Annotated in this window: 25 protein-coding genes; 19 read left to right on the forward strand and 6 right to left on the reverse strand. The window is 71.5% G+C overall.

Annotated features, from left to right (window positions below; genetic code table 11):
* Positions 1–233 precede the first annotated feature (233 nt).
* From NYO99_RS12165 to NYO99_RS12245, 17 genes are all read left to right on the forward strand, one after another.
* Positions 234–1,130: a carbohydrate ABC transporter permease gene (locus tag NYO99_RS12165; protein ID WP_268167473.1), complete on the forward strand. Its 897-nt coding sequence runs from the start codon at positions 234–236 to the stop codon at positions 1,128–1,130.
* Entirely contained in the window at positions 1,127–1,963 is an 837-nt protein-coding gene (locus NYO99_RS12170) for a carbohydrate ABC transporter permease (RefSeq protein ID WP_268167474.1), read from the forward strand. The genes NYO99_RS12165 and NYO99_RS12170 overlap by 4 nt, the downstream gene beginning before the upstream one ends.
* Complete coding sequence (locus NYO99_RS12175) at positions 1,960–3,288, forward strand: extracellular solute-binding protein (RefSeq protein ID WP_268167475.1); 1,329 nt, start codon at positions 1,960–1,962, stop codon at positions 3,286–3,288. Before NYO99_RS12170 ends, NYO99_RS12175 begins: the two co-directional genes overlap by 4 nt.
* The gene (arfA, locus tag NYO99_RS12180; protein ID WP_268167476.1) at positions 3,285–4,823 is read left to right on the forward strand and encodes an arabinosylfuranosidase ArfA; all 1,539 of its coding nucleotides are present in this window, start codon (positions 3,285–3,287) and stop codon (positions 4,821–4,823) included. The genes NYO99_RS12175 and arfA overlap by 4 nt, the downstream gene beginning before the upstream one ends.
* Positions 4,820–5,764 (forward strand): glycoside hydrolase family 43 protein, encoded by a 945-nt coding sequence (locus tag NYO99_RS12185; RefSeq protein WP_268167477.1) that lies wholly within the window; start codon positions 4,820–4,822, stop codon positions 5,762–5,764. The genes arfA and NYO99_RS12185 overlap by 4 nt, the downstream gene beginning before the upstream one ends.
* A gap of 19 nt (positions 5,765–5,783) precedes the next feature.
* Positions 5,784–7,682 (forward strand): glycoside hydrolase family 97 protein, encoded by a 1,899-nt coding sequence (locus tag NYO99_RS12190; RefSeq protein ID WP_268167478.1) that lies wholly within the window; start codon positions 5,784–5,786, stop codon positions 7,680–7,682.
* A gap of 29 nt (positions 7,683–7,711) precedes the next feature.
* Positions 7,712–8,464: a FadR/GntR family transcriptional regulator gene (locus tag NYO99_RS12195; RefSeq protein ID WP_268167479.1), complete on the forward strand. Its 753-nt coding sequence runs from the start codon at positions 7,712–7,714 to the stop codon at positions 8,462–8,464.
* 14 nt (positions 8,465–8,478) lie between these two features.
* On the forward strand, positions 8,479–9,465 hold the full coding sequence (locus tag NYO99_RS12200) for a LysR family transcriptional regulator (RefSeq protein WP_268167480.1): 987 nt from the start codon (positions 8,479–8,481) through the stop codon (positions 9,463–9,465).
* 73 nt (positions 9,466–9,538) lie between these two features.
* Positions 9,539–9,931: a YfeK family protein gene (locus NYO99_RS12205; RefSeq protein WP_268167481.1), complete on the forward strand. Its 393-nt coding sequence runs from the start codon at positions 9,539–9,541 to the stop codon at positions 9,929–9,931.
* Positions 9,932–9,940: 9 nt separating this feature from the next.
* The gene (pbpC, locus tag NYO99_RS12210) at positions 9,941–12,313 is read left to right on the forward strand and encodes a penicillin-binding protein 1C (protein ID WP_268167482.1); all 2,373 of its coding nucleotides are present in this window, start codon (positions 9,941–9,943) and stop codon (positions 12,311–12,313) included.
* 91 nt (positions 12,314–12,404) lie between these two features.
* A complete protein-coding gene (locus tag NYO99_RS12215) occupies positions 12,405–13,706 on the forward strand; it encodes a response regulator (protein WP_268167483.1) in 1,302 nt (433 codons plus the stop codon).
* A 4-nt stretch (positions 13,707–13,710) separates the two neighbouring features.
* Complete coding sequence (locus tag NYO99_RS12220; protein ID WP_268167484.1) at positions 13,711–14,064, forward strand: ankyrin repeat domain-containing protein; 354 nt, start codon at positions 13,711–13,713, stop codon at positions 14,062–14,064.
* A 52-nt stretch (positions 14,065–14,116) separates the two neighbouring features.
* Positions 14,117–14,440: a YbjQ family protein gene (locus tag NYO99_RS12225; protein ID WP_268167485.1), complete on the forward strand. Its 324-nt coding sequence runs from the start codon at positions 14,117–14,119 to the stop codon at positions 14,438–14,440.
* Complete coding sequence (locus tag NYO99_RS12230; RefSeq protein ID WP_268167486.1) at positions 14,437–14,916, forward strand: YbjQ family protein; 480 nt, start codon at positions 14,437–14,439, stop codon at positions 14,914–14,916. Before NYO99_RS12225 ends, NYO99_RS12230 begins: the two co-directional genes overlap by 4 nt.
* Complete coding sequence (locus tag NYO99_RS12235; RefSeq protein ID WP_268167487.1) at positions 14,913–15,770, forward strand: M48 family metallopeptidase; 858 nt, start codon at positions 14,913–14,915, stop codon at positions 15,768–15,770. Before NYO99_RS12230 ends, NYO99_RS12235 begins: the two co-directional genes overlap by 4 nt.
* A gap of 72 nt (positions 15,771–15,842) precedes the next feature.
* Positions 15,843–16,283, forward strand: coding sequence for a hypothetical protein (locus tag NYO99_RS12240; RefSeq protein WP_268167488.1), 441 nt, complete (start codon positions 15,843–15,845; stop codon positions 16,281–16,283).
* Entirely contained in the window at positions 16,283–17,215 is a 933-nt protein-coding gene (locus tag NYO99_RS12245; protein WP_268167489.1) for a DUF2145 domain-containing protein, read from the forward strand. The genes NYO99_RS12240 and NYO99_RS12245 overlap by 1 nt, the downstream gene beginning before the upstream one ends.
* On the opposite strand, the gene NYO99_RS12250 is transcribed toward NYO99_RS12245, so the two are convergent.
* Entirely contained in the window at positions 17,148–17,900 is a 753-nt protein-coding gene (locus NYO99_RS12250) for a PEP-CTERM sorting domain-containing protein (RefSeq protein WP_268167490.1), read from the reverse strand. The genes NYO99_RS12245 and NYO99_RS12250 overlap by 68 nt on opposite strands.
* Before the next feature lie 194 nt (positions 17,901–18,094).
* On the opposite strand from NYO99_RS12250, the gene ubiA reads away from it, so the two are divergent.
* On the forward strand, positions 18,095–19,000 hold the full coding sequence (gene ubiA / locus NYO99_RS12255; RefSeq protein WP_268167491.1) for a 4-hydroxybenzoate octaprenyltransferase: 906 nt from the start codon (positions 18,095–18,097) through the stop codon (positions 18,998–19,000).
* Between the two features lie 95 nt (positions 19,001–19,095).
* Entirely contained in the window at positions 19,096–20,703 is a 1,608-nt protein-coding gene (locus NYO99_RS12260; RefSeq protein ID WP_268167492.1) for a S41 family peptidase, read from the forward strand.
* 15 nt (positions 20,704–20,718) lie between these two features.
* Here NYO99_RS12260 and NYO99_RS12265 read toward each other — a convergent pair whose 3' ends face one another.
* The 5 genes from NYO99_RS12265 to NYO99_RS12285 form a co-directional block, all read right to left on the reverse strand.
* The gene (locus NYO99_RS12265; protein WP_268167493.1) at positions 20,719–21,750 is read right to left on the reverse strand and encodes a Gfo/Idh/MocA family protein; all 1,032 of its coding nucleotides are present in this window, start codon (positions 21,748–21,750) and stop codon (positions 20,719–20,721) included.
* A gap of 112 nt (positions 21,751–21,862) precedes the next feature.
* Positions 21,863–22,408 (reverse strand): hypothetical protein, encoded by a 546-nt coding sequence (locus tag NYO99_RS12270; RefSeq protein ID WP_268167494.1) that lies wholly within the window; start codon positions 22,406–22,408, stop codon positions 21,863–21,865.
* 176 nt (positions 22,409–22,584) lie between these two features.
* The gene (locus NYO99_RS12275) at positions 22,585–23,118 is read right to left on the reverse strand and encodes a chorismate--pyruvate lyase family protein (protein WP_268167495.1); all 534 of its coding nucleotides are present in this window, start codon (positions 23,116–23,118) and stop codon (positions 22,585–22,587) included.
* A gap of 4 nt (positions 23,119–23,122) precedes the next feature.
* The gene (gene proC, locus NYO99_RS12280; RefSeq protein ID WP_268167496.1) at positions 23,123–23,938 is read right to left on the reverse strand and encodes a pyrroline-5-carboxylate reductase; all 816 of its coding nucleotides are present in this window, start codon (positions 23,936–23,938) and stop codon (positions 23,123–23,125) included.
* 42 nt (positions 23,939–23,980) lie between these two features.
* Complete coding sequence (locus NYO99_RS12285) at positions 23,981–26,371, reverse strand: winged helix-turn-helix domain-containing protein (RefSeq protein ID WP_268167497.1); 2,391 nt, start codon at positions 26,369–26,371, stop codon at positions 23,981–23,983.
* Positions 26,372–26,419: the final 48 nt, after the last annotated feature.

Below are 26,419 nucleotides of genomic sequence, written 5' to 3' on the forward strand. Positions count from 1 at the left end.
AGAAGGGGAGTGAAGGAACAGCCGAACAGCCCCATCGCCAAGCCCGTAAGCCCTTCGCTGCGAGGTATTTCTCTTCCCCCCTCTGAGCAGCGCAGGGAACCCCGAGCAACGCGAGGGGCGGGCGGATCGGGGGTCGTTTCTTTGCCTACTTTCTTGTCGACACAAGAAAGTAGGTCGCCCGCCCGGGCGAACTCCGGGCACCACACGTGGCAACAGCCCAAAGAGGCCACACCATGAGCACGACGCCAGCAGTCGGCCTCCGCGCCTCCCGCCCCGCCTACGCCCTGTTCGTACTGCCCTTCGTGGCGATGTACGCACTGATGCTCCTCTGGCCCCTCGCCAAAGGAATATGGATCAGCTTCCACGACCACGACCTGCTGTCCGACGACAGCTTCTGGGTCGGCTTGGCGAATTACAAAGAGCTTTGGCAAGACGAAGTCTTCCGCCAAGTCGTCTGGAACACGCTGCGCTTCGTCGCCATCAGCACGCCCATCTTCGTCATCCTGTCGCTGATGCTGGCGCTGGCACTCAACCGCCCCGGCAAGCTCGCCACCTTCCTGCGCGCCACCTTCTTCTGCGCGTCGGTCTTTTCAGTCACGCTGATCACGCTGGTGTGGAAGCTGGCGCTGATGCCCGAGCGCGGCCTCATCGCTCAAGCCTTCACGGCCATGGGCATCCCCGAGCTGCCACTGCTGACCAGCGACCACCTGGCGCTGCTGACCATCGCCCTCGTCACCGTCTGGTGGATCATCGGCCTGCCGATGATCATGTTCCTGTCGGCGCTGCAGCAGATCCCCGGCGACATCTACGAGGCCGCCGCGCTGGACAACACGCCGCGCTGGCGCGTGCTGACGCACATCACGCTGCCCAGCCTCAAGCGCGCCATCGTGCTGGTGACGCTGATCGAGGTGATCCGCCAGTTCCAGGTCTTCCCGCAGATCATGCTGATGACCAACGGCGGGCCCAACAACACCACGCGGTCCATCGTGCAGTTCACCTACGAGCAGGCCTTCATGCAGCTCTCGCTGGGCTACGCGACGGCCGCCTCGCAGATCCTGCTGGCCATCATGCTGGTCGGGGTGTCGGCCCAGCTATGGCTCGAACGTGACCGCAAGGGAGCCCCACGATGAACCCCTTGCTCCGCCGCGGTTGGTTCGACCGCATCGTCATGGCCGCGCTGACGCTGCTCGCGCTGGTCTGGATGGCCCCGCTGCTGTGGGTGCTGGCGCTGTCCTTCAAGCCCAATGAATTCCTGCTGCGCCACACCGACGTGTTCCTGGCGCCACCCTACACGCTGGCCAACTACCTGGACATCCTGCAGACCTCGCAGGTGTTCCGCTGGCTAGGCAACAGCGCGCTGGTGGCGCTGCTGCAGACGGTGGGTGTGCTGGTGCTGTCATCGCTGGCCGGCTACGGCTTCGCGCGCTGCGAGTTCCCCGGCCGCAAGCTCCTGTTCGCCCTCGTCATGTTCGGCCTGGCCGTGCCGGCGCAGTCGGTCTTCATCCCGCTGCACCGGCTGTTCTCGGACTGGAACCTGCAGAACACCATCGCCGGCCTGGCACTGCCGGGTCTGGCCGCGCCCTTCGGCGTGTACCTGATGACGCAGTACTTCAAGGCCATCCCCGCCGAGCTGGAAGAGGCCGCGATGCTGGATAACGCGTCGCGCTTCAAGACCTTCCTCACCATCATCCTGCCGCTGACGCTGCCCGCCCAAGCCACGCTCGGCATCTTCACCTTCCTGGCCTGCTGGAACGACTACCTGTGGCCGCTCGTCATCGCGACGCAGCCCGACATGTACACGCTGACCCGCGGCCTGGCGTCCACGCAGACGAACTTCGCACAGTCGGAAGGGCTGGGCTTTTTGATGGCGCAAGCCGTGTTCGCAGGTGTGCCCGCGCTGATGCTGTACCTCTTCTTCCAACGCCACCTCGTCACCGCGGTGGCAGGGACGGGCAAGTCATGAAGCGCTTGTTGATGTCACTGTCCGTCGTGCTGCTGGCCGCCTGTGGTCAAAGTGCGAAAGACCCAGCCAAGACCGAAATCACGCTGATGCGCTTCTTCGGCAGCTGCGAGTCGCAGTTCGGCCAGGTGGTGAAAGCGTCGGAAGGCGTGGGCGAGTGCGGCATCGTCACCGCGCTGGTCAACGAGTTCAACGCCACGCACCCCGACATCGTCGTGAAGACGCAGATCGGCGAATGGGGCCCGTACTACGACCAGCTCACCGCGCGCCTGGTGTCCAAGGACATCCCGACGGTCGCCGTCATGCACGAATCCGCGTTGGGCGACTACGTGCGCCGCAAGCTGGTGCTGCCGCTGGATGCCGACCTCGCCCGCGTGGGCGTGCCGGTGGACGACTTCACCGAACATGCCCGCAAGGGCACCACGTTCAACGGCCAGACCTATGCGCTGCCCTTCGACACCTGGGCCTGGCTGTGGCACATCAACACCACGCTGATGAAGCAGGCTGGCCTGCTGGGCGCCGACGGCCAGCCGGTGCTGCCGCGTTCGCCAGAAGAGCTGCTCGCGCAGGCGCGCCAGTTCAAGCAGAAGACGGGCAAGCCCTACTTCGCCTGGGCCGTGGCCAACGAGACCGCCGCCAACAACCGCACCTTCCAGACGCTGATCGCGCAGCAAGGCGCGCCGCTGTTCTCGGCTGATGGCAAGCGCATCACCATGCAGCAGCCCGCCGTGACGAACGCGCTGACGCTGATGCAGACGCTCTACCAGGAAGGCCACGTGCGGCCCAACCTCGACTACGCGGCCGCCAACCAGGCCTTCCTGAACGGCCAGGCCGGCGTCGTCGTCGTGGGCACCTGGACCATCGACCAGTTCCTGCGCGAATCGCAGAAGCCGGACTCGCCGCTGAAGGGCGGCTATGCGGTGCGGCCATTCGCGCAGTTGTACGAGCGCCCGGCGGTGTTTGCCGACGGCCACTCGTGGGCGCTGTTCAAGGGCGGCACGAAAGACGCCAAGGGCCATGAGGCCGCGCTGACCTTCCTGAAGTTCGTCTGGGACCGCAGCGCCGAGTGGTCGCGCACCGGCCACCTGCCGGTCAGCCAGACCGTGGCGCAGAGCGAGGCCTTCCGCGCGCTGCCGCAGCGAGCGGCGCTGGCCGAGATCACCACCACCGGCGCGTCCATGCCGGGCAACGTGCCCACGCAACGCAACATCGAACTGCTGATCGGCGAGGACGTGGCCAACCTGCTGCTGTCGGGCAAGCCCGTGGCCGAGGTGCAGGCCAGCGTCGAAAAGCGAGTGAACAAGGCTCTCTCCAAGGCGCGCCGATGACCTTCCAAGCCTCCCTCACCGTCGACCGTGATTTCGACCTCGCGCCGCTGGACCGCCGCCTGTTCGGCGTGTTCGTCGAGCACCTGGGCCGCTGTGTCTACAACGGCATCCATGAGCCGACGCATCCCACGGCGGACGAGCACGGCTTTCGCAACGACGTGGCCGCGCTGACGAAGGAGCTGGGCGCGACGATCGTTCGCTACCCCGGCGGCAACTTCATGTCGGGCTACAACTGGGAAGACGGCGTCGGCCCGAAGGACCAGCGCCCGCGGCGGCTGGACCTCGCCTGGTTCTCCACCGAGACCAACCAGGTCGGCACGCATGAGTTCATGGCCTGGTGCCGCAAGGTCGGCATAGCGCCCATGTTCGGCGTCAACCTCGGCACGCGCGGGCCGGACGAGGCGCGCCACTACCTCGAGTACTGCAACCACCCGGGCGGCACGGCGCTGTCGGACCTGCGCCGCAGCCACGGCGTGGAAGAGCCGCTGGGTGTGAAGTTCTGGTGCCTGGGCAACGAGATGGACGGCCCTTGGCAGATCTGCCAGAAGACGCCGGACGAGTACGGCCGCATCGCCAAGGAAACCGCCAAGCTGATGCGCTGGGTGGACCCGACGATTGAGCTCGCCGCCTGCGGCTCGTCGGCGTACGACATGCCGAGCTACGGCGTCTGGGAAGACCGCGTGCTGGAGCACTGCTTCGAGTTCGTTGACTACCTGTCGCTGCACAGCTACTTCGTGAAGCCGCCGCCGGCCCAGCCGGGCGACACCAGCAGCGAAGCCTTCTTCGCGCAGATCGAGACCAACGCGCGCTACATCGAAGACACCGTCGCCATCGCCGACGCCGTGGCCACGCGCAAGCGCTCGTCCAAGCGGCTGATGCTGAGCTTCGACGAGTGGAACGTCTGGTACCGCGCGCGGCACGGCGAGCACCTGAAGCAGGCCGGCTGGCCCGAGGCGCCGCGGCTGCTGGAGGAGATCTACACCGCCGAGGACGCGCTGCTCATCGGCGGCATGCTGACGATGTTCATGAACCACGCAGACCGGCTCAAGGTGGCCTGCATGGCGCAGCTGTGCAACGTCATCGCGCCCATCATGACCGAGCCTGGCGGCCCGGCATGGCGGCAGACCATCTTCCACCCGTTCGCGCAGGCTGCGCGCTGGGCGCGGGGCGATGTGCTGCGGCCGGTCATCCGCTCGCCCGGCTATGCGAATTCGAAGCACGGCGAGCTGCCCTACCTGTGCGCCAGCGTCGTGGACGACGCCGCCACGGGCCAGACGGCCATCTTCCTGCTAAACCGCCACCTGACCGACGCGATGGACCTGTCCATCACGCTGCGCGGCCTGGGGCGAGAGCGCCAACTCGTCAGCGCTGAGCAGCTGCACAGCGCCGACCTGAACGCCACCAACACCGCCGACGCGCCCGACCGCGTCGCGCCCCAAGCCCTGAACGGCGTGGCCATCGACGGCGAGCAGCTGCGCGTGACGCTCAAGCCCGCCTCATGGAACGTCATCGTCACCCAAGCCCCACGCGCATGAGCACGACCTGGAACAACCCCCTCATCGAACAGCGCGCCGACCCGCAGATCACGCTCGTCGACGGCCGCTACTGGTTCACCGCGTCGGTGCCCAGCTTTGATGCCATCGAGATCCGCGCGGCCGACAGCATCGCCAGCCTGGCCACCGCCACGCCCAAGACCATCTGGACCAAGCACGACAGCGGCCCCATGAGCTTCCACGTCTGGGCGCCGGAGCTGCACCGCATTGACGGCCGCTGGTTCGTCTATTTCGCGGCCAGCGAGCGTGGCGACATCTGGAAGCTGCGCATGTACGTGCTGGAGTGCCTGGGCGACAACCCGCTGACCGGCGAGTGGATCGAGCGCGGCCAGATCGCCACGCCCGAGGAAGGCTTCTCGCTGGACGCGACGCCCTTCGAGCACGGCGGCCGCCGCTTCCTGTGCTGGGCGCAGAAGAGCCCGCCCACGGAGAGCAACCTCTACATCGCCGAAATGGCCAACCCGTGGACGCTCAAGACCGAGCCCGTCGTCATCACGCGGCCCGAGCTGGCCTGGGAGCGCATCGGCTTCTGCGTCAACGAAGGCCCGGCTGTGCTGAAGCGCAACGGCCGCGTCTTCATCGCCTACTCGGCCGCCGCCACCGACGCCAACTACTGCATGGGCCTGCTGTGGGCCGATGAGCACGCCGACCTGCTGGACGCGACGAGCTGGCACAAGTCGCCCACACCGGTGTTCACGACGGACGAGTCCGTCAGCCAGTTCGGCCCCGGCCACAACAGCTTCACGACGACGCCGGACGGCCAAACCGACCTGCTGGTCTATCACGCCCGCAACTACCGCGACATCGTCGGCGACCCGCTGAACGACCCCAACCGCCACACGCGCGTGCAGGCCTTTGGCTGGCGCGCCGACGGCTTCCCCGACTTCGGCACGCCCGTGGCCGACGGCCCCTGTTCACTCTGATTTCACGGAGATCGCGACCATGCGCCTCACACTCGCTTCGCTGTTGTTCGCTGTTCCCGCGCTCGCCCAGGCCCTGAGCAGCCCCGACGGCCAGCTGCAGGTCGACGTGTCGGTCAACGACCAGCAGCAGCTGGTTTACACGGTACAGCGCGCCGGCCAGCCGGTGCTGCTGGCCTCGCGGCTGGGCCTGGTGCTGGCGCAGGGCGACTTCGCGAACGGCCTGAAGCTCGTCGCCACCTCGCCGGTGAAGGCCCACCGCGAGCAGTACACGCTGGCCGCCGGCAAGAAGCGCCAGGTCAGCGTGCACGCCAACGAGCAGCGCTTCACCGTCGCCAACGCGGCCGGCCAGCGCATGACCGTCACGCTGCGTGCCGCCAACGACGGCCTGGCGTTGCGCTACACGGTGGACGGCGCCGGTCGCAAGACCTTCAAGGACGAGCTGACCAGCTTCGCCTTCCCCGCCGACGCCCGCGCCTGGCTCCAGCCCATGTCCGTCGCCAAGACCGGCTGGAAGCGCACCAACCCGTCCTACGAGGAGCACTACCTGACCGACATCCCCGTCGGCACGGCCGCGCCGTCGCACGCGGGCTGGGTATTCCCGGCGCTGTTCCGCGCGGGCGCCAACTGGGTGGCGCTGACCGAGGCCGGCATGGACGGGCGCTTTCACGCCTCGCGCCTGGCGAGTGATTCGACCGGCGGCACCTACCGCATCGGCTTGCCCGAGGCCAGCGAGGTCAACACGGGCGGCCACCTGCTGGCCGACGTGAACGGGCCGCTCACGACGCCGTGGCGCGTGCTCGCCATCGGCCCGCTGAAGACGGTCATGGAGTCCACGCTGGGCACCGACCTCGCCGCGCCCGCCATCGCGTTCGACCACCGCAAGCTGCAGCCCGGCCACGCCTCGTGGAGCTGGGCGATCCTGAAGGACGACGCCACCGTCTTCGACGTGCAGAAGCGCTTCATCGACTACGCCGCCGACATGGGCTGGAACTACACGCTGGTGGACGCGGACTGGGACCGCAAGATCGGCGACGCCAAGATGAAGGAGCTGGCCGATTACGCCAAGACGAAGGGCGTGGGGCTGCTGGCTTGGTACAACTCTTCCGGCGCCTGGAACGACACCGAGTACAGCCCCAAGAACGCGCTGTTGACCAAGGCCGCGCGTGCCAGGGAATTCGCCCGCGTGAAGGCCATCGGCATCCAGGGTCTGAAGGTGGACTTCTTCGGCGGCGACGGCGCCTCGTCCATCGCCTACTACGTGGACATCCTGAAGGAAACGGCCGCCGCCGGCTTGCTGCTGAACTTCCACGGCGCCACGCTGCCGCGCGGCTGGAGCCGCACCTACCCGCAGCTGATGACGGTGGAGGCGGTCAAGGGCTTCGAGTTCGCCACCTTCGAGCAGAAGGACCAGGACAAGGTGCCCGGCCACGCCGCCATGCTGCCGTTCACGCGCAACCTGTTCGACCCCATGGACTTCACGCCCGTCGTGTTCCACGAGATCCCGAACATCAAGCGCGCCACGCGCAACGGCTTCGAGCTGGCGCAGAGCGTGCTGTTCCTGTCCGGCATCCAGCACTACGCCGAGACACCCGAGGGCATGGCCACCGTGCCGGCCTACGTGAAGACCTTCATGCGCGAGCTGCCGCGCGCCTGGGACGAGGTGCGCTTCCTGGGCGGCGAGCCCGGCCGGTGGGTCGCAATCGCGCGCCGCGCCGGCCAGCAGTGGTTTGTGGCCGGTCTGAACGCCGACGACACGCCGCGCGAGGTGAAGCTCGACCTCGCCTGGCTGGGCCAGCGCGAAGGCCAGCTCATCACCGACGGCGCCGGCCCGCGCGAGTTCGCCGAAGCCAAGCTCGCCGCGCCGGCCGCCACGCTGACGCTGGCCCCCAAGGGCGGCTTCGTCGCACGCTTTCGATAATGCGGTCTTTGTTCGGTAGCCTGCCGTTGATGAAGACCCGCGCGGACCATTCCACCTACAGCGCCCCGGCCGAGGGCAAGAGCCAGCACGGCCGCATCGTCAGCGAGCTGGGCCTGGCCATCGTCGGCGGCCAGCTGCAGCCCGGCGACAAGCTGCCGCCCGAGGCCCAGCTGCTGGAGCGCTACGAGATCAGCCGCCCCGTGCTGCGCGAGGCCGTGCGCGTGCTCGTCGCCAAGGGGCTGGTGGTGTCGCGCCAGCGGGCCGGCGCCATCGTGCGGCCGCGCAACGAGTGGCACCTGCTGGACCCCGACGTGCTGTACTGGCTCATCCAGGCCCAGCCCCAGCGCGACTTCGTGCAGACGCTGCTGGAGGTGCGCCAGATCTTCGAACCCGCTGCCGCCGCGCTGGCCGCCAAGGCCGCGACCGACGAGCAGCTGGCCGGCATCGCCACCGCCTACGAAGGCATGGCTGCGGCCAAGACCACGGCCGAGCTGCTGGAGCCCGACCTGCTGTTCCACCGCCGCATTGCCGAGGCCACCGGCAACGACCTGCTGGCCTACATCGGCAACATGCTGTCGCTGGCGCTGCGCGAGTCCATCATCCTCTCCAGCCAGCTGCCCAACACGCACGAGCTCTCGCTGCCGCGCCACAAGGCCATCCTGACCGCGCTGCAGGCCCGCGACCCACTGGGCGCCCGCCAGGCCACGCTGGTGCAGCTGGACGAGACCGGCGACGACATCAACAGCGTCCTGGCCAACGATGGCCGCGTCAACCTCGCCTGACCCAGAAGACCCCCATGGCCCGTGAAGACGACGATGACGAGGCCGGCGCGTCACTGACCGACGCCAGCCCCAACCCCAACTGGTTCCTGCGCGCGCGGCTCAAGACGCGCCAGCTGCTGCTGCTCATCGCGCTGGACGACGAGCGCAACATCCACCGCGCCGCCGAAGTCCTCTGCATGACGCAACCCGCCGCGTCCAAGCAGCTCAAGGACCTGGAGGACATGCTGGACGTGAAGCTCTTTGACCGCCACCCGCGCGGCATGGAGCCCACGCTCTACGGCGAGACCATGATCCGCCACGCCCGCATGGCGCTGACCAGCCTGTCCGCCGCGCACGACGACATCGTCGCGCTCAAGCACGGCCTGTCGGGCCAGGTGGAGGTGGGCGTCATCATGACGCCCGCCATGGGCCTGCTGCCGCGGGCCATCGCGCGCATCAAGCTGCAGGCGCCACGGCTGCGCATTGGCGTGCACATGGAGAGCAGCAAGCAGCTGCTGGGCATGCTGCAGCGCGGCTCGCTGGACTTCATGATCGGCCGCATCCTCGAGGACGACAGCGCCGCCGGCCTGCACTACGAGGAGCTCACCGTGGAGCCCGCCTGCGCCGTGGCCCGCGTGGGCCACCCGCTGCTCAAGAGCGACAACCTCAAGCTCGCCGACCTGGCCGACCAGCCCTGGATCCTGCCACCGCCCGGCAGCGTGCTGCGCCACCGCTGGGAGCTGATGTTCCGCCGCGCCGCGCTGGAGCCGCCCACCAACTGCGTGGACACCACGGCCCTGCTGCTCATCACGGCTCTGCTGCAGCAGACCGACTCGCTGCACGTGATGCCCGTGGAAGTGGCACGTTACTACGCGTCGCTGAATGTGCTGGCCATCCTGCCGATCGAGCTGCCGTGCCACATGGATGCGTTCGGCATCATCACGCGGGAAGGCCACCTGATGTCGCCGGGGGCGCGGCAGTTGCTGCATGAAGTGAGGCTGGCGGCGCGGGATTTGTATTGATCGTCCTGGCGGGGCCAGTGGGTTGTTCTTGCCGAGCATGCGCGCGCTCACAGCATTGCCGAGAATCGCGCCCATGCGTCGCCCCCACCCACTCCTCCTCGCACTGCCCCTGGCCCTGCTGCTGCAGGCCGCCAGCGCCGCCCCGCTGCCCGCAGTCGCCCGGGCGGAGATCGACGCCTTGCTGGCGCGGCTGCAGGCGTCGGGCTGCGAGTTCAACCGCAATGGCAGCTGGCATGCCGGCGCCGAGGCCCGCGCGCATCTGCTGAAGAAGCTGGACGTGATGGCCGGCCGCGGCCTCGTCGCGAGCGCGGAGCAGTTCATCGAGCGCGGCGCGACCAGCAGCAGCATGAGCGGCCAGCCCTACCGCGTGCGCTGTGCCGGCCAGGCGCCGGTGGACAGCGCGCCGTGGCTGAAGGCCGAGCTGCAGGCGCTGCGCGCGGCACGGGCGGCGTCCAGCCCGCGCTGAGCGCCCGCTGTGGCCCGCAGCCGCCTGCGCCGCGCCGAGCTGGCCCTGGCCGCCGTGCTGGCGGCCGTGCTGGCGCTGGACATCGCCTGCCCGCTGCCCCAGCCCACCGCCGACGCCCCCACGCTGACCGTGCTGGCCGCCGACGGCACGCCGCTGCGCAGCTGGGCCAGTGACGACGGCGCGCAGCGCCACCCCACCACGCCCGAGGCCGTCTCGCCGCTGTACCTGCAGGCCCTGCTGCACTACGAGGACCGCTGGTTCCACTGGCACCCCGGCGTCAACCCCGCCGCACTGGCCCGCGCCGCCTGGCAGTGGGCGCGGCATGGGCGCATCGTGTCGGGCGGCTCCACGCTGACCATGCAGGTGGCCCGCCTCGTCGACGAGCGCGCTGCCGGCCGCAGCCTGGGCGCCAAGGCGCGCCAGATCGCCCGCGCGCTGCAGCTGGAGCTGCACCACAGCAAGGCCGAGATCCTGGCGCTCTACCTCAACCTCGCGCCCATGGGCGGGCCGCTGCAGGGCGTGGAGACGGCCGCGCGCGCCTACCTGGGCAAGGGCGCGGCCGAACTCTCGCAGGCCGAGGCCGCGCTGCTGGTGGCGCTGCCGCAGTCGCCCACGCGGCTGCGGCCCGACCGTGCCGTGGCTGCCGCGCAGGCCGCGCGCGACAAGGTGTTGACACGCATGCAGACGCTCGGCGTGTGGGCCGCCGCGGACGTGGCCGACGCCAAGCTGGAGCGCGTGTTCGCGCCGCCGCTGCGCGCCCGCTGGCTGGCGCCGCTGGCGGCCGAACGGCTGCGCCAGCAGGCGCGCCGCGAGGGCGCGGCCGTGGCCGTCATCCACACCACGCTGGACGCCGGCCTGCAGGCCCGGCTGGAGCAGCTGCTGGCCGACCGCCTGCCCACGCTGCCCGAGGCCAACTCCCTGGCCGCGCTGGTGGTGGACAACCGCACGATGGAGGTGCGCGGCTACGTGGGCTCGGCCGACTTCGGCGACGCCCGGCGCGGCGCCCATGTGGACATGGTGCGTGCGCTGCGCTCGCCGGGCTCCACGCTCAAGCCCTTCCTGTACGCGATGGCGCTGGACGACGGCCTCATCCACTCCGAGAGCCTGCTCATCGACGCACCGCAGAACTTCGGCGGCTACGCGCCAGGCAACTTCCAGGCCGACTTCTCCGGCCCCGTCAGCGTGGCCGAGGCCCTGGCGCGCTCGCTGAACGTGCCGGCCGTGGACCTGCTGGCCCACCTGGGGCCCGAGCGCTTCGCCGGCCGGCTGCGCCACGCCGGCCTGCGGCTGCGCATGCCGGCCAACGCCGCGCCCAACCTCAGCCTCATCCTGGGCGGCGGCAGCACCTCGCTGGAAGAACTGGTGGGCGCCTACGCCGCGCTGGCCCGCGGCGGCCTGGCCGGCAAGCCGCGCCTGCTGCGCGCCGAACCCGTGCAGGACACGCCGCTGATGAGCAGCGGCGCCGCCTTCATCGTGCGCGAGATCCTGGAAAGCGGCGGCCGCCCCGGCAACCCGTTCCGCGAGAGCGCCCAGCGCGTGGCCTGGAAGACGGGCACCAGCTTCGGCTTCCGCGACGCCTGGGCGCTGGGCGTGACGGACCGCTACACGCTGGGCGTGTGGGTGGGCCGGCCCGACGGCACGCCCAACCCCGGCCACTTCGGGGCCAACACCGCCGCGCCGCTGCTGCGCGACATCGCCGCCGCGCTCGGCCCCGCCGGCCCGGACCGGCAACAACTGGCCCCGCGCCGCCAGCCCGACAGCGTGCGCGCCGTGCCCATCTGCTGGCCGCTGGGCACCGCGCTGGCCGCCACCGCGCCCGGCCACTGCCTGCAGCAGCGCACCGCCTGGACGCTGGACGGCGCCGTGCCGCCCACCTTGCCCGACCGGCTGGCACCCGGGGGCCTGGTGCAGGCGGTGTGGACGCAGGCCGGCCAGCGTGTGCGGCCCGACTGCGCGCCCGCCGCCGAGCGCGTGGACGCGGTGCGCTGGCCCACGCTGCTGCTGCCCTTCCTGGACGCCGCCCAGCTGCACCCCGCCGAGCGCCTGCCCTGGGCGCCCGGCTGCGCGGCGCGCACGCCCAGCGCGCAGGCGCTGCGCATCGTGGGCGTGGAGCCCGGCACCGTGCTGCGGCCCACGCCCGGGCGGCCGGAGGTCACGCTGCGGCTGCAGGCCTTGGGCGCGCAGCAGGGCCTGAGCTGGCTGCTGGACGGCCAGCTCGTCGCCAGCAGCGAGGCCGCCGACCACACCCAGGCGCTCACGCTGCGCCAGCCCGGCCGCCACACGCTGACCGCGCTGGACGGCCGCGGCCGCTGGGCACGCGTGGCCTTCGAGCTGCAGGCCCCGCTCAGCGCGGCGAGCAAAACTGCCGGGATCCCTCAATGACGAACGTGACGGTCACCGTCGTTCGTTAAGCTGCCGTGCTGGAACCCGCTGATGGGCCTGCTGACCGCTCCGTCCGCCGGAGCCTCCCACCATGAATGAGCTGTTGATCTGGATCCTGGCCGCCGCCGCTGCGGCGCTTGTCGTGCTGCTGCTGTGGCTGGGCCGTGCGCGCCAGCGCCGCGCCCGCGAGGACGCTGAGCGCCGCGAAGCCCAGCGCCTGGCGCAGGCCCAGGCCGAGCACGCGGCCCGCGCCGCGCAGCTGGCCACCGCGCAGGAGGCCGCTGCTGACGCGCCTGAAGCTCCGCTGGCCGCGGCCGCCGAGGCGCGGCGCCTGGCCGAGCAGGCCCGCCAGCAGGCCGAGGCGCAGCGCGACTCCGAAGACATCACCCGCCGCATCGCCGAGGCCGAGGCCGCGCGGCTGGCGCAGGAGCGCGCCCGCCAGGAGGCCCATGAAGCCCAAGAGGCCCAGCAAGCCCAGCAGGCCGAGGAAGCCGCCGCCCGCGAACGCGCCGAGCGTGAACGTGCGGAGCGCGAAGCCGCCGAACAAGCCGCAGCCGAGGCCGAAGCCCGTGCGCAGGCCGAACGCGAGGCTGCTGAGCAGGCGCAACGCGAAGCCGCCGAGCGGGAGGCCGCCGAGGCCGCCCGCCTGGCCGCTGAAGCCGAAGCCCGCGCACAGGCGGAACGCGAGGCGGCGCAAGCCGCAGCCTTGGCCGAGCGCCAGGCACGCGAACAAGCCGAGCGCGAAGCCGCTGAACGCGCAGCGGCCGAGGCTGCACAGCAAGCCGCCGAGGCCGAGGCGCGCGCCCAGGCTGAGCGCGCCGCCGCCGAGTTGGCCGAACGCCAGGCCCGCGAGCAGATCGAGCGCGAGGCTGCCGAAGCCCGCGCCGCTGCCGAGGCCGCGCGCGCCGCCGAAGAGGCCCGCCTGCAGGCCGAGGCCGCCGAGCGCGAACTGGCGGCCCAGCAGGCCCTGCAGGCCGCGCCGCCCGACGCCGCCCCCACCCGCGAGCTGCGCGCCGACGAGCTGCTCGTGGTGGTGGCCGACGACTCCAAGATCGTGCGCGTCAAGCTCAGCCGCCTGCTGGCCGGGCAGGGCTACCGCGTCGCGCTGGCCGACAGCGGCGAGCAGGCGCTGGAACTGCTGGCCGCCGAGCGGCCGCATGTGCTGATCACCGACGTCGAGATGCCCGGCATCGACGGCTTCGAGCTGACCCGCCAGGTGCGCGCCACGCCGCACTGGGCCGCACTGCCGGTGCTGATGATCACGTCCTCCGACGACAAGACCGAGGCCGCCGCCGCCGCTGGCGTGACCCAGCTGCTGGGCAAGCCCTTCTCCGAGGAAGCGCTGCTGGCCGCCATCGAGCGCGCCCGGCTGGCCGTGCGCGTGCCGGCCTGAACCCATGTCGGGCGGCGACTGGAAGGAGATGTTCAACGCCGGCTGCGAGGGCGACCTCGCGCTGGTGCAGTACCACGTGCAGGCCGGCGTGGACGTGAACTACGCGCACCCGGAATTCCTGTCCACGCCGCTGGTGGCTGCCATCCTGGCCCGCCAGCCGCAGGTGGCGCTCTACCTGCTGGAGCACGGCGCGCTGCCGGACCTGCCCTCGGAGTTCGACGGCCTCACGCCCATGCAGGCGGCGCTGCGCACCGGGCTGGACGGCGTGGCCGAGCGGCTGCAGGCCCTGGGCGTGGCGCGCCCGGCGCCATCGGCGCTCCCTGCCGCGCGGCGCTGGTGGCAGGGCCTGTGGGGCTGAACAGCCTGCGGTGGTGGGGCATCATCGCGCCCACCACACAGGGAGTCAGCCCATGCTCATCAGCAACCTCGAAACCGCGCCCGGCCACCGCATCACCGCCCACCTGGGCATCGTGCAGGGCAGCACCGTGCGCGCCAAGCATGCCGGCAAGGACATCCTGGCCGGGCTGAAGAACATCGTCGGCGGCGAGCTCAAGGCCTACACCGACCTGATGCAGGAAGCCCGCGCCGAGGCCGTGGAGCGCATGACGGCCGAGGCCCGCGCCATCGGCGCCAACGCGGTACTCAACGTGCGCTTCGTGACCACCAGCATCACCATGGGCGCCGCCGAGATCCTGGCCTACGGCTCGGCGGTGACGGTGGAAGCAGCCGCATGAGCCTGAACTTCTGGCTGGACACCTTCAGCCTGTGGGCGCTGCTCATCGCGCTGGCGCTGGGCTACGGCGTGGGGCGCTGGCTGGAGCGGCGCCACTACCGGAGCCTGCGCGAGCGCGAGCAGACGCTGCGCCACGTCATCGCGCTGAACACGCGCTATGTGCCCGAGGGCGTGGCGGCCACGTCGGCGCAGCTGGTCAGCGGCGGCGTGGTCATCTCGTCGGACTACTTCAAGACCTTCGTGGCGGGCTTCCGGTCCTTCTTCGGCGGGCGCTTCCGCGGCTACGAGACGCTGCTGGAGCGCGCCCGGCGCGAGGCGCTGCTGCGCCTCAAGGCCGAGGCCGAGGCGGCGGGCAGCACGCTGGTCATCGGCGTGCGCTTCCACACCACGACGATCGCCGGCTCCACGACGCCCTCGGTCGAGGTGCTGGCCTTCGGCACGGCGCTGACACAGGCGCCGCCCGCGCCCGCGGCATGACGCCGCCGCGGCTGGAGAACCGGCTGCCGCCGGACGACCTGCTGGAGCGCGACGAGCACCCGCTGCGCGAGCTGGCCTGGCTGCTGGGCGCCAGCCTGGCGCTGCTGGCGGTGCTGGTGCTCGTGACCGGGCTGTCAGCGCGCTGGCTGGCGCCGCGCCTGCCGTTTGCCTACGAGGTGGCGCTGGCCCAGCGGGTGTTCGACGCGCCCGCCCCCGCCACGCCCGAGGCTGCGCAGCGCCGCGCCGCGCTGCAGGCGCTGGCCGACCGCGTGGCCGGCGCCATGGCGCTGCCGCCCGGCATGCGGGTGGTGGTGGCTGACGATCCGTCCGGCCTGGTGAACGCCTACGCCACGCTGGGCGGGCGCATCCACGTGTTCCACGGCCTGCTGCGCCGGCTGGACAGCGAGGAGGCGCTGGCCGCGCTGCTGGCCCACGAGATCGCCCATGTGAAGCACCGCCACGTGGCCGCCAACCTGGGCCACGGCCTGGCCGTGGCGCTGCTGCTCTCGGTCATCACGCCCGACGGCGCCGCCCAGGCCGCGCAAGGCCTGCTGACCGGCGCGGCGCAGCTGGCGCTGCTGGGCTACTCGCGCGACGCCGAGCGCCAGGCCGACGCCGAGGCGCTGGCCGCGAGCCTGGCGCTGTACGGCCACGCGGGCGGCATTGCCGCGCTCTTCACCACGCTGCCGCAGCGCGATGCGCCGGCCGGCACGGCCTGGCTCAGCAGCCACCCCGACACCGCCGAACGCCTGGCGGCGCTGCGCAACGCCGCCGCCGCGCGCGGCGCCACGCTGGCCGGGCCGGCCACGCCCCTGCCCGCCGCGCTGCGCGCGCTGCCGGCGCCCGCCAAGTAACCGCGCTGGCTGACAACGCCCCGCCACGCCGGCGCGTTATCGTTGCCCATCCCCCGCTTTGCCCTGATCCCCATGCAAGCCTCCCGCCTCCTTCCCCTGCTCGCCGCCCTGGCGCTGGCCACCACCGCCGCCCGGGCCACCTCGTTCGCGTCGTCCGCCGCCGGCGCGGGCTCAGCCTCGTCGGGCAGCGTGTCCGACTCGCTGAAGGCTTCGTCCGGCAGCAGCACCGGCGGCGAGAAGCGCGCCGAGGGCCGCTACCGTGTCACCGACGTGGCCCAGGCCGACGCCGGCCGCCTGCGGCTGACACTGGCCCGCGAGGGCGCCACCACCGTGGAGCTGACGCTGCCCCAGCAGGCGCTGGCCGCCCGCGCCGTGCAGGTGGGCGACGAGGTGCAGGCCACGCCGCAGACCTACGGCGTCGCGTTCGCGCATGCCGACACCGGCCGGGCCTTCTTCCTGGTGCTGGAAGACGCCTGGGCACGCGAGCTCGCCGCGCGCGTCGTCACGCCCTGATGCGCCGTCTGCTGCCGGCGCTGCTGGTGGCGCTGGCCTCCGCAGGCGCCGCGCAGGCCGGCTCGGTGCTGCCGCAGGGCTGTGACCGCCCGGTGGCCGTCAACGCCACGCAGCAGGACCGGCTGCTGCGCTTCACGGCCGTGGTGCGCGAGGCGCTGGCCGCGTCGGGCGCGCCGGCCGCGCTGGTCGCCCGCTCCGGCACCGACCTGTCACGCCTGGGCCTGCGCTACTCGCACGCCGCCGTCGCGCTGGCCGAGGGGCTGGACACGCCCTGGGCCGTGCGCCAGCTCTACTACGCCTGCGCCGAGGGCCAGCCGCGCCTGTTCGACCAGGGCCTGGCCGGCTTCGTGACCGGCAGCGACGATCCCGACGTCGGCTACCTCAGCGTGCTGCTGCTGCCGCCCGAGGCCGGCGCCGCGCTGGCCGCCGCCACGCTGGACCGGCCGCGCGCGCTGGCGCTGCTGAACGCGCGCTACAGCGCCAATGCCTACCCGTTCAGCACCGAGTACCAGAACTGCAACCAGTGGGTGGCCGAGCTGCTGGCCGCCGCCATCGCCGGCAGCACCACGCGCACCGAAGCCCAGGCCTGGCTGCAGCGCGAGGGCTATGCGCCGCAGCCGGTGCGCGTGTCGCCGTGGCTGATGCTGGCGGGCCGCTTCGTGCCCTGGGTGCGCTTTCACGACCACCCGGACGCGCTGCTGCAGGCCGGCCTCGTGCAGACCAGCCTGCCCGACAGCCTGGAGGCCTTCGCGCTCAAGCGCTGGCCCGGCGCCCGGCGGCTGGAGTTCTGCCATGGGCCAAAGGGTGTGTTGCGCAGCCTCGACGGCAAGCCGCTGCCGGCCGGCTGCGTGGCGCAGGCTGAGGTCAGCGCGGCTGATGGACGGCACGCCGCCGCAGCAGCGCCAACACTGCCAGACCGGCCAATCCCATGAGCGCCGCGGATGGTTCAGGTACCGGCGTCGTGATGAGGCTCAGCCGGTCCAGCCGCGTCGCGCTTGCGTCGGGCGCCTCGACGCCGCCCGCCAGGTCGCTCCCATTTGTGTACACAGCCGCGATCGTGCCAACGAACAGCAGCTTGTTCAGGTCGATCCCGGTTGCCGTGGGCAAGGCATCACCGGGCTGCAGCAGGCCGGTGGTGCCGATCAGCTCGACGCTCCACTCATAGCGCGCTGATGCACCGCAGTCGCTGGTGCTGCAGACCGCGGACATGCCGAAGAACGTGATCTTCTCGTATGTGCCGGCGGGCAGGATGCCGAACGCGCCGTCATAGTCCCAGGCCGTCTTGATGTTGATGTAGTTCAGTGCGGAGGTGGCAGCAAAACCGCCGTCCACGACCACATTCAGGCCACCCGTGCCCTGCAGCTGCCAGCCCCGGTCGAAGTCCGCCGTCGGCCCATCCACGCGCTGAACCAGCAGCGAAGACCAGCTCATCTGCACGCTAAAGGTCTTGCCGAGCCAGCTTTGCAGCTGATTCGGGACGCCGCCCAGGTCGCTGCCGATGAGCTCGGTGGTGAACTGCCCGGTGGTGGCCAGGTGGTGCTGGTCAGCGGCCTGCGCTGCAGGCGTCGTACAAGCAAGGGCGCAAAGCGCCGCGATAGTGGACATGAGCGTGCGCATGGCGTTTCCCCGACGAGTGATGACGCTGCAGTCTAGGCACGCGTTCGAGCGTGTCCATCAGCAAGTGTGGGGGCAGCAGCGATGCTAGGGGGACGGAGCTGGTGCCACCACTTCGGGCGCCTCACGACCCTGCCGGGTTGGGGGGAGGGTACAGCTGTGGAGCGGCCAGCCTAGCGGCGCGAGAAAATGCCCGCATGACCTCCACCGCTCCCGCCGCCACGCCGCCCTCGCGGCTTGCGCTCTACCTGCAACTCATCCGCTGGGACCGCCCGGCCGGCTGGCTGCTGCTGCTGTGGCCCACGCTGGCGGCGCTGTGGATCGCGGCGGACGGCTTCCCCGGCTGGCACCTGCTGATCGTCTTCACGCTGGGCACGGTGCTGATGCGCTCGGCCGGCTGCTGCGTGAACGACGTCGCCGACCGCGATTTCGACCGCCACGTGAAGCGCACCGCGCAACGGCCGGTGACGACGGGCGCGGTGTCGGTGAAGGCCGCGCTGACGCTGGGCGCGGCGCTGGCGCTGGCGTCCTTCGGCCTGGTGCTGACGACCAACCCGCCGGCCATCCTGCTGAGCTTTCCTGCGCTGGCCGTGGCCATCGCCTACCCGTTCGCCAAGCGCGTGCTGGCCATGCCGCAGGCGGTACTGGGCGTGGCGTTCTCGTTCGGCATCCCGATGGCGTTCGCCGCCGCGCTGGGCGGCATGGAGTGGCACCTGCGATCGGTGCCGCTGTCGGCCTGGGCGCTGCTGGTGGCCAACCTGTTCTGGGTGCTGGCCTACGACACCGAGTACGCGATGGTGGACCGCGACGACGACCTGAAGATCGGCGTGCGCTCCTCAGCCGTCGCGCTGGGCCGCTGGGATGTGGCCGGCATCATGGGCTTCTATGCGGCCTTCCTCGGGCTGTGGACCTGGCTGGGCCTGCGCCTGGGGCTGGGCGCGTGGTTCCTGGCCGGCATGGCCGTGGCGGCCGCGCAGGCGCTGTGGCACTACACGCTGATCCGCCACCGCAGCCGCGACGACTGCTTCCGCGCCTTCCGCGCCAACCACTGGCTGGGCTTCGCGGTGTTTGCCGGCACGGCGCTGGACCTGGCGCTGCGCTGAGGGAGTGAAAAGTCACGCGTGATCGCGCAGCGCGGCGAGCCGACGCGCCGCCGGACCCACGTACATTGCCCGCCATCGTCCCGGGGAGTGAATCGATGTCCGATGTGTTGCGTGCGCCGCTGTCGCTGGCCTTGCTGCTGAGCTTGGCACTGGCCGGCTGTGGCGGCGGTGGGGGGGGTGGCGGCACGTCGACCACCGGAGGCGGTGGCGGCAGCAGCGGCAGCGCGTCGCCCAACCCGCAGGGGCCGTCGTCCAGCTTCGCGCAGCAATGCGCCGCCAACAACACGCTGGCCGCCGCCGGGCTGCGCACCGCCACGCTGGACACCGAGAAGAAGTGGCTGCGCGCCTACGTGGACGAGGCCTACCTGTGGCGCGACGAGGTGCCCACGGTCGACCCGTCCGCCGCGGCCTACAGCGGCAGCGACGCCTTTGTCGCGATGGACAACTACTTCGAGGCCCTCAAGACCCCGCAGCTGACCGACACCGGCCAGCGGCGCGACCGCTTCAGCTTCACCTACGCCACCGATAAGTGGAACGCGCTGAGCAGCAGCGGCCAGGAGGCGGGCTACGGCATCGAATGGCGGCTGGCCAGCACCACGCCGCCGCGGCAGATCCGCGTGGCCTATGTCGAGCCGGGCAGCCCGGCGGAGCGGGCCGGTGTGATGCGCGGCGACGAGCTCGTCAGCGCCGATGGCTACAGCGCCGACGTGTCCAGCGACGCGGGCGTGGACGGGCTGAACGCGGCGATGTACCCCGAGGCGGCCAACGCCGCGCACAGCTTCGTGTTCAACCGCAGCGGCAGCGGCACGCTGACCCGCAGCCTGACCAGCGCCATCATCACCAAGACCCCCGTGCCGCAGGCCCGCGTGCTGAGCACGCCGCAGGGCAAGCGTGCCGGCTACCTGGTGTTCCATGACCACATCGCCTCGGCCGAGCAGCCGCTGATCGACGCGATGCGCAGCTTCCAGCAGCAGGGCGTGAACGAACTGGTGCTGGACCTGCGCTACAACGGCGGCGGCTACCTCTACCTCGCCAGCGAGCTGGCCTACATGATCGCGGGCACGGCACGCACCAGCGGCCAGGCCTTCGAGACGCTGCGCTACAACGCGCGGCGCAGCGCCGACAACCGCACCACGCCGTTCTACAGCACCTCCTGCCTGCTGGTGGGCAACCGCTGCACGCAGGAGCTGCCGCTGCCCGCGCTCAACCTCAGCCGGGTCTACGTGCTGGCGCAGTCAGGCACCTGCTCCGCCAGCGAGGCCCTCGTCAACAGCCTGCGCGGCGTGGGCGTGGAGGTGGTGCTGATCGGCGGCAAGACCTGCGGCAAGCCCTATGGCTTCACGGCCAAGGACAACTGCGGCATCAGCTATTTCCCCATCGAGTTCACCGGCGTCAATGCGCAGGGCTTCGGTGACTACGCCGACGGCTTCGAGCCCACCGCCAGCGGCACCACGGGCACCCGCTTCGTGAAGGGCTGCACCGTGGCCGACGACTTCAGCCGCGCCCTGGGTGACACCAGCGAGTCCCTGCTCGCCTCGGCGCTTGGCCATGCAGACACAGGCAGCTGCCCGGTGCTGCCGGGCGTGTCGTCCGCCACCGCGCGCGCCCAGGGTGCCTTGCACGGCGAGGGCGGCGAGGGCGGTGTGGCGCTGATGCCGCGCCGCCACCCGGCGCGCGACAACCGCATCTGGATCGCGCGCTAGGAGCCTGTCGGGCTCCTAGCCCTTCTTGTTCACGCCTCCGGGCAGGCGCTCACGGATCGCGTCGCTCCAGCGCAGCAGGCCCAGCGTCTCGCTGTGCGGCATGCGCGGGCTCTCCAGCAGGCCGGCGCGGATGCAGGCCTGCGCCTCGGCGATCTCGCCCTCGAAGCCATTGACGGCATGCGGCGCGTCGAAACGCTGCACCGGCGCCTTGCGCGTGACCAGCTCCACCGCCTCCGAGCCCCAGAAGTCCACCGGAAAGCGCAGCGCGGCCTTGGCGCCCATCGCCTCGAAGGCGTTCATCGACGACGCGTCGAAACCGCAGCGGAACTGCGACGTGACGCCGCCGGGAAAGTGGAACGTGGCCGTGACGGACGCATCCACGCCGGTGGGTGCCAGCGTGGCGGCCACGTCGATGCACTCGGGCTCGGGGCACTCGCCGCCGTTCATCTGCTGCAGCACCCAGCGCGTGACGACGAGGTTGTAGATGCCGATGTCCCACAGCGCCCCGCCGGCCAGCGCCGGGTTCCAGCAGCGGTGCGTCAGGTCCGCAGGGCCCGTGAAGCAGAAGGTGGAGGCCATCGCGCGCAGCTCGCCGATGGCGCCCTCGCGCAGCAGCCGGCCGGCCAGCTCGTAGGCGGGCAGGAAGCGCGTCCACACCGCCTCCATCAGGAACACGCCGCGCTCGCGGGCCAGGGTGATCAGCGCCTGGCCTTCCTCCAGCGACGTGACCAGCGGCTTCTCGCACAGCACCGGTTTGCCGGCCAGCAGTGCGGCGCGGATGTACTCGCCGTGGTGGGAGTGAGGCGTGGCGATGTAGACCGCGTCTACATCACCGTCGGCCAGCAGCTCGGCCAGCACCGTGGTCACGCGCGCCGGTGCGCCGTCACCCCGCCACTGCTCGGCATAGGCCTGGCCCTTGGCGGCGTCGCGCGCGAACACCGCGGCCAGACGCGCCCCGGGCACGCCGGCCAGCGCGCCGGCAAAACGGTTGGCAATGCCGCCCGGGCCGATCACGCCCCAGCGGAAGGATTCTTGGTGTTCAGTCATGGCGAGCAGCAATGCAGCGGTGGCCCGGACGGAGGCCCGGGCCGGCCGCGCATTGTGGGCGCCACGGCGCTGCGCCGAGGTTCAAGCCGGTTTCATCAACCGGGCGTCGCCCTCACTTGCCGAGCAGGGCCGCCATCTCCTGCTTCAGCACCTTGGCCTGGGCGCGGCGCTCCTTGGTCGCGGCGCGCTGGTAGGCCTCCTCGGCCTTCTCGCGCAGCGCGACGGCGCGCGCCAGCGCCTCCTGGTAGCGCTCGATGGTGTAGGTGTTCTCGGTGCCGATGTAGACGCTGCGCGCCAGCGGCGTGTCGCCGAAGCGAGGCAGGGTTACCGCGAAGCTGCAATCACGGACACGACTGCCCGCGCGCTGGCGAACGATGGGGCCGGAAATGCCCGACGGCAGGTCGCTCTGTTTTTTGCGGCTGGGCGTGCGGCGCAGGCGCGACGGTGCGGGCATCGTCGCGATGCGTTTGAGCAGTTCCTTGGTGGCCAGCACCAGTGCCTTCTTGGCGCCGCTGCCGTCCTGGCTGTGATCGGAGTACAGCTTGGTGCCGCCGTAGCGCAACTGCCAGCCGTGGGTGGAAAGGTGATCGATGCGCTGGATGCACTGCGGCACCATGAAACGCTCGCCGGTGAAGATCGCGACATCACGGGTCTTCATGTTTGTCCCAACTGTTCTTGTGCCTGCCTTTGCGGGGTCCGCGGCAGGTCGTCTAACGCCCCTCTGCAAGGGCAGATTTTATGAGCGCCATGCGCCGCACCGCGCATTTATGACTGGGTGAAAACACCGTCATTGTTCACGCGTCAGCCCGCTGACAGCTGACCGCGCCGTCAGCGCTAACGCCCGGGCCGGTGCCGCCGCAGTTCGGGCGCGAACAGCTCCATCACGCGCAACTGCGCGCCGCCGCGGCTGAACACCGAGTTGCGCGACCACAGCATCTGCGCCGGCATGGCCTCGCCCGTGGCAGCCAGCCACTGGCGCTCGGCATGCCGGCGGGTGTGGCCGTGGCGCGAGAGCCGGCGCGGCTGCAGCTCACTGCGACGGATGCGGTCGTCGTCGTACAGCAGGTGGGCCAGCGGGCGGGCACCCAAGCCCTTCACCGCCCGCCACGGCCCCGTGGTGGCGCGCTGGTGCAGCGCCGAGCGGGCCCACACCAGCGGCCGGTCGTCCACGCGCAGGATGACCTCGCGCACCACCGTGAGCCCGCGCGGCGGCAGGCCCAGCGCGGCGCGCTCCAGCGCCCGGAACGGCGCCACACGCTGGCGCAGCACCTGCACGCTGAAACGCTCGCCCAGCCGCGCCAGCCGGCGGCTCAGCGAGCCCGGCGCACGCAGCCAGTCGCGCAGGCTGTCGCGAGTGGCGATGCCCATGGGTTCAGCCGAATTCCTTGCCGAGTTCGGCGGCGCGGTGCTGTGCGGCGATCACGGCGCGCCGGATGGCCGCGTCCACGCCATCGGCCTGCAACGCCGTGATGGCCGCATGCGTGGTGCCGCCCTTGCTCGTCACGCGCTCGCGCAGCGTGGTGGGCGACTCGGGCGACGCCAGCCCCAGCGCCGCCGCGCCCTGGCAGGTGGCCAGCGCGAGGCGCCGGCCCTGCTCGGCGCTCAGGCCCATGTCCTGTGCCGCGGCCATCATGGCCTCGACGAAGAAGAAGAAATACGCCGGGCCCGAGCCCGACAGCGCCGTCACGGCGTCCAGGTCGTCCTCACGCTCCACCCACAGCGTCTGCCCCGTGGGCTGCAGCAGGTGCTCGACGGCGGCGCGCTCCACGGCCGACACCGCCGGCCGCGCATACAGCCCGGCAATGCCCTGGCCGATCAGGGCTGGCGTGTTGGGCATGCTGCGCACGATGCGCTCGCTGCCGGTCAGGCGCACCAGCGCCTGCGACGGGATGCCCGCCATCACCGACAGGTGCAGCGCGCCGCCCAGCCAGGCCTGCAGCGGCTCGGCTGCCGCGGTGAACAGCTGCGGCTTGACGGCCCACACCACCGTGGCAACGCCCGCCAGTGCGGCGTCACCCGCGGGCCGGGCCTCGATGCCGAAGTCGGCCCGCAGCTTGTCGCGCTGCGGCGCGTGGGGTTCGATGACGAGCACGTCGGCCGCCTTGACCTGCCCCGCCCGCAGCAGGCCGCCAAGAATGGCGCCGGCCATGTTGCCGCCACCGATGAAGGCGATCTGTTCTGAACTCATGGGGCGCGAGTCTACGGGCCCGCCGGATCGGCCGCGCCCGCCTCAGCCGCGGGTCAGCGCGCGCCGGTCGGCCTGCACGCGCTGCTGCACCTGGGCGTGCAGCGCGGCCACGCGCGGCAGCTCGCGCACGCTGGCCAGCGCCGGGTCGTGGGCGATGCACCAGCTGCGCCGCCAGCCCAGGCCCACGGCCTCCTCCAGCGCCGCCACGGCCGCCTGCGGGCGCTGGCGCAGGGCCTCGATGCGGGCGCGTAGAAAGGGCTCGGTGTGCCAGACGTTGCCCTGCTGGCGGTGGCGCTTGAGAAAGGCCTCGGCCTGGGCCAGCAGGGGCTCGGCGCGGGCAGGCTCGCCCAATCCCAGGTAGACCGCCGCCGCGTCGATCAGCACATGGCGGCCGTTGAAGGCATCCCAGTTGCCCCAGGCGGGCAGGGGGTCGGCCAGCATCAGGCCCACGGCCTGCTCCAGCAGGCGACGGGCGCGTTGCCGGTCGCCCAGACGGAGCCACAGCAGCGCGGCGTCGATCACCAGCTCGTGCCCACCGCTGGCCGGCAGTTGCAGGGCCTGCAGCGTCTGGCTCAGCGCAGCCGCGTCGTCCAGCTGCAGTCGCGCGCCGGCGAGCTGCGTCTCGGCCGGCTGCGCCGTCTGCGACTGGGACTGGGCGAAGGCGTGGCGGGCTTCGTCGGCCATGCCCAAGTCGAGGTAGAGCCAGCCCAGCTGCAGCCACAGGGCGTCGCGGCGGGGGTCGACGACCAGCGCCTTGCGGTAACCCTGCACCGCCTCGGCGAGCTGGCCGCGCGCATAGCCCACCAGGCCCAGACCCCAGTGGCCGTTGGCATGCTGAGGGGCCAGTACCAAGGCGCGGCGATAGTGGGCCTGGGCCTCGGCGTAGCGGCCGGCGTACAGCGCAGCCAGGCCGGCCAGGTGCTGCACCTGGACCGCCAGCGGGCTCAGCTCCGCCGCGCGCCGCAGCAGCGGGCCGGCGGCAGCGGGATGGCCGTCGTCCATCTCGTTCTTGGCCGTCCAGGTCAGCAGCGTGACGTCGTTGGGCGAGCGCTGCAAGGCCGGGCCCAGCCAGCGGCGCGCCTCGTCATGCAGGCTGAGGTTGGCCTTGAGGTGGCCCTGCAGGCCCTGGGCCAAGGGCAGCTCGGGCGCCAGCTTGAGGGCGCGGTCGATCAGGGGCTGGGCGCGCGCATCCACGTCGCGCAGGGCCAGGCCGCCGCCGTAGTGGAACTGGGCGATCCAGGTCGCGGCCTGGCCGACGTAGGCGGGCGCGAAGCCGGCGTCGCGGTCGATGGCGCGCTGGAAGTACTCGCGCGCCTTCAGGATGCCGGGCAACTGCGCGCTGCGCTGGTGCTGCAGACCGGTCAGGTAGAGCTCGTAGGCATCGGCGGGCGTGGCCGGCAGCACGGGCGCCGACACCGGCGCCGCACCCAGGGCATCCAGTGCCTGGTTGGCCACGCTCAGCGCCAGGCGGCTCAGGTCGGCCAGCTCCACCTCCAGCGCTTCGCGCCACAGCAGCCGCTGCCGGGGCAGGCCGTGCAGGCGCAGGTTCAGGCTCAGGCGGCTCGGGCCGCGCGTCAGCTCGCCCGCCAGCACATGGGTGACGAAATGCTGCTCGGCCAGCGGCAGCAGGGCATCGGGGCTGTTGAACTGGAAGCTGGTGGCCCGCGACAGCACGCGCACCTGGCGGTGGCTGGCCAGCGCGACGATTACCTGCTCGGCTAGGCCATCGGCCAGCGGCTGCTCCAGCTTGTGGGCCGAGGTGTCCTGGAACGGCAGCACGGCCAGCCGCACGTTCTCGGGCAGTACCCGGCCGGCCAGCTGCCACCACGCCGCCAAGCCGCCTGCACCGGCAAGCGCCACCGCACCGCCGCCCACCAGCCAGGCGCGCCGGCGCGGGCCGGTTGCCAGGGTGGGCGCCGGCTCGGCATTCGGCGCCGGTGGGGCTGCGGTTGCGGAAATGGGGTCAGGCTCAGGCGCCGATACCGGTAAGGGTATCGGTGGCGAGGCGGTGGCCGGTGCAGCTGGCGATTCCACCGGCACCGGTGCCCGAGGCACCCGCACCGGCTCCACCACGGCGACCAGCCGATAGCCCTTGCGCGGCACGGTGGCGATGTAGCGCGGTCGGCCGGCCTCGTCGCCCAACACCTGACGCAACTGCGATACGGCCTGGTAGACCGAACTCTGCGTGACCACCAGGTCGGCCCAGACCTCGGTCAGCAATTCGTCGACCGTCAGCACCTCGCCGGGGCGCTGCGCCAGGGCGGCCAGCAGCCGCATATTGCGCGGTTCGATCTTGATGACTTCGTTGCCGCGGCGCAGCTCATCGAGCTGGCTGTCGGCCAGCCAATCACCGATCAGCCACTGCTCGGGCGGGTTGTCCAGGTCCTCTGGCAGCCCGGCCAACTCCTCACCCCCCTGTTTGAATGGCTCCATAACTCGTTGTTTTATTTGAGGAAATTGCTTCTTGAGACAAGCATCAGG

The organism is Roseateles hydrophilus (genome assembly GCF_026712245.1).
GTDB classification, from domain to species: domain Bacteria; phylum Pseudomonadota; class Gammaproteobacteria; order Burkholderiales; family Burkholderiaceae_C; genus Pelomonas; species Pelomonas hydrophilus.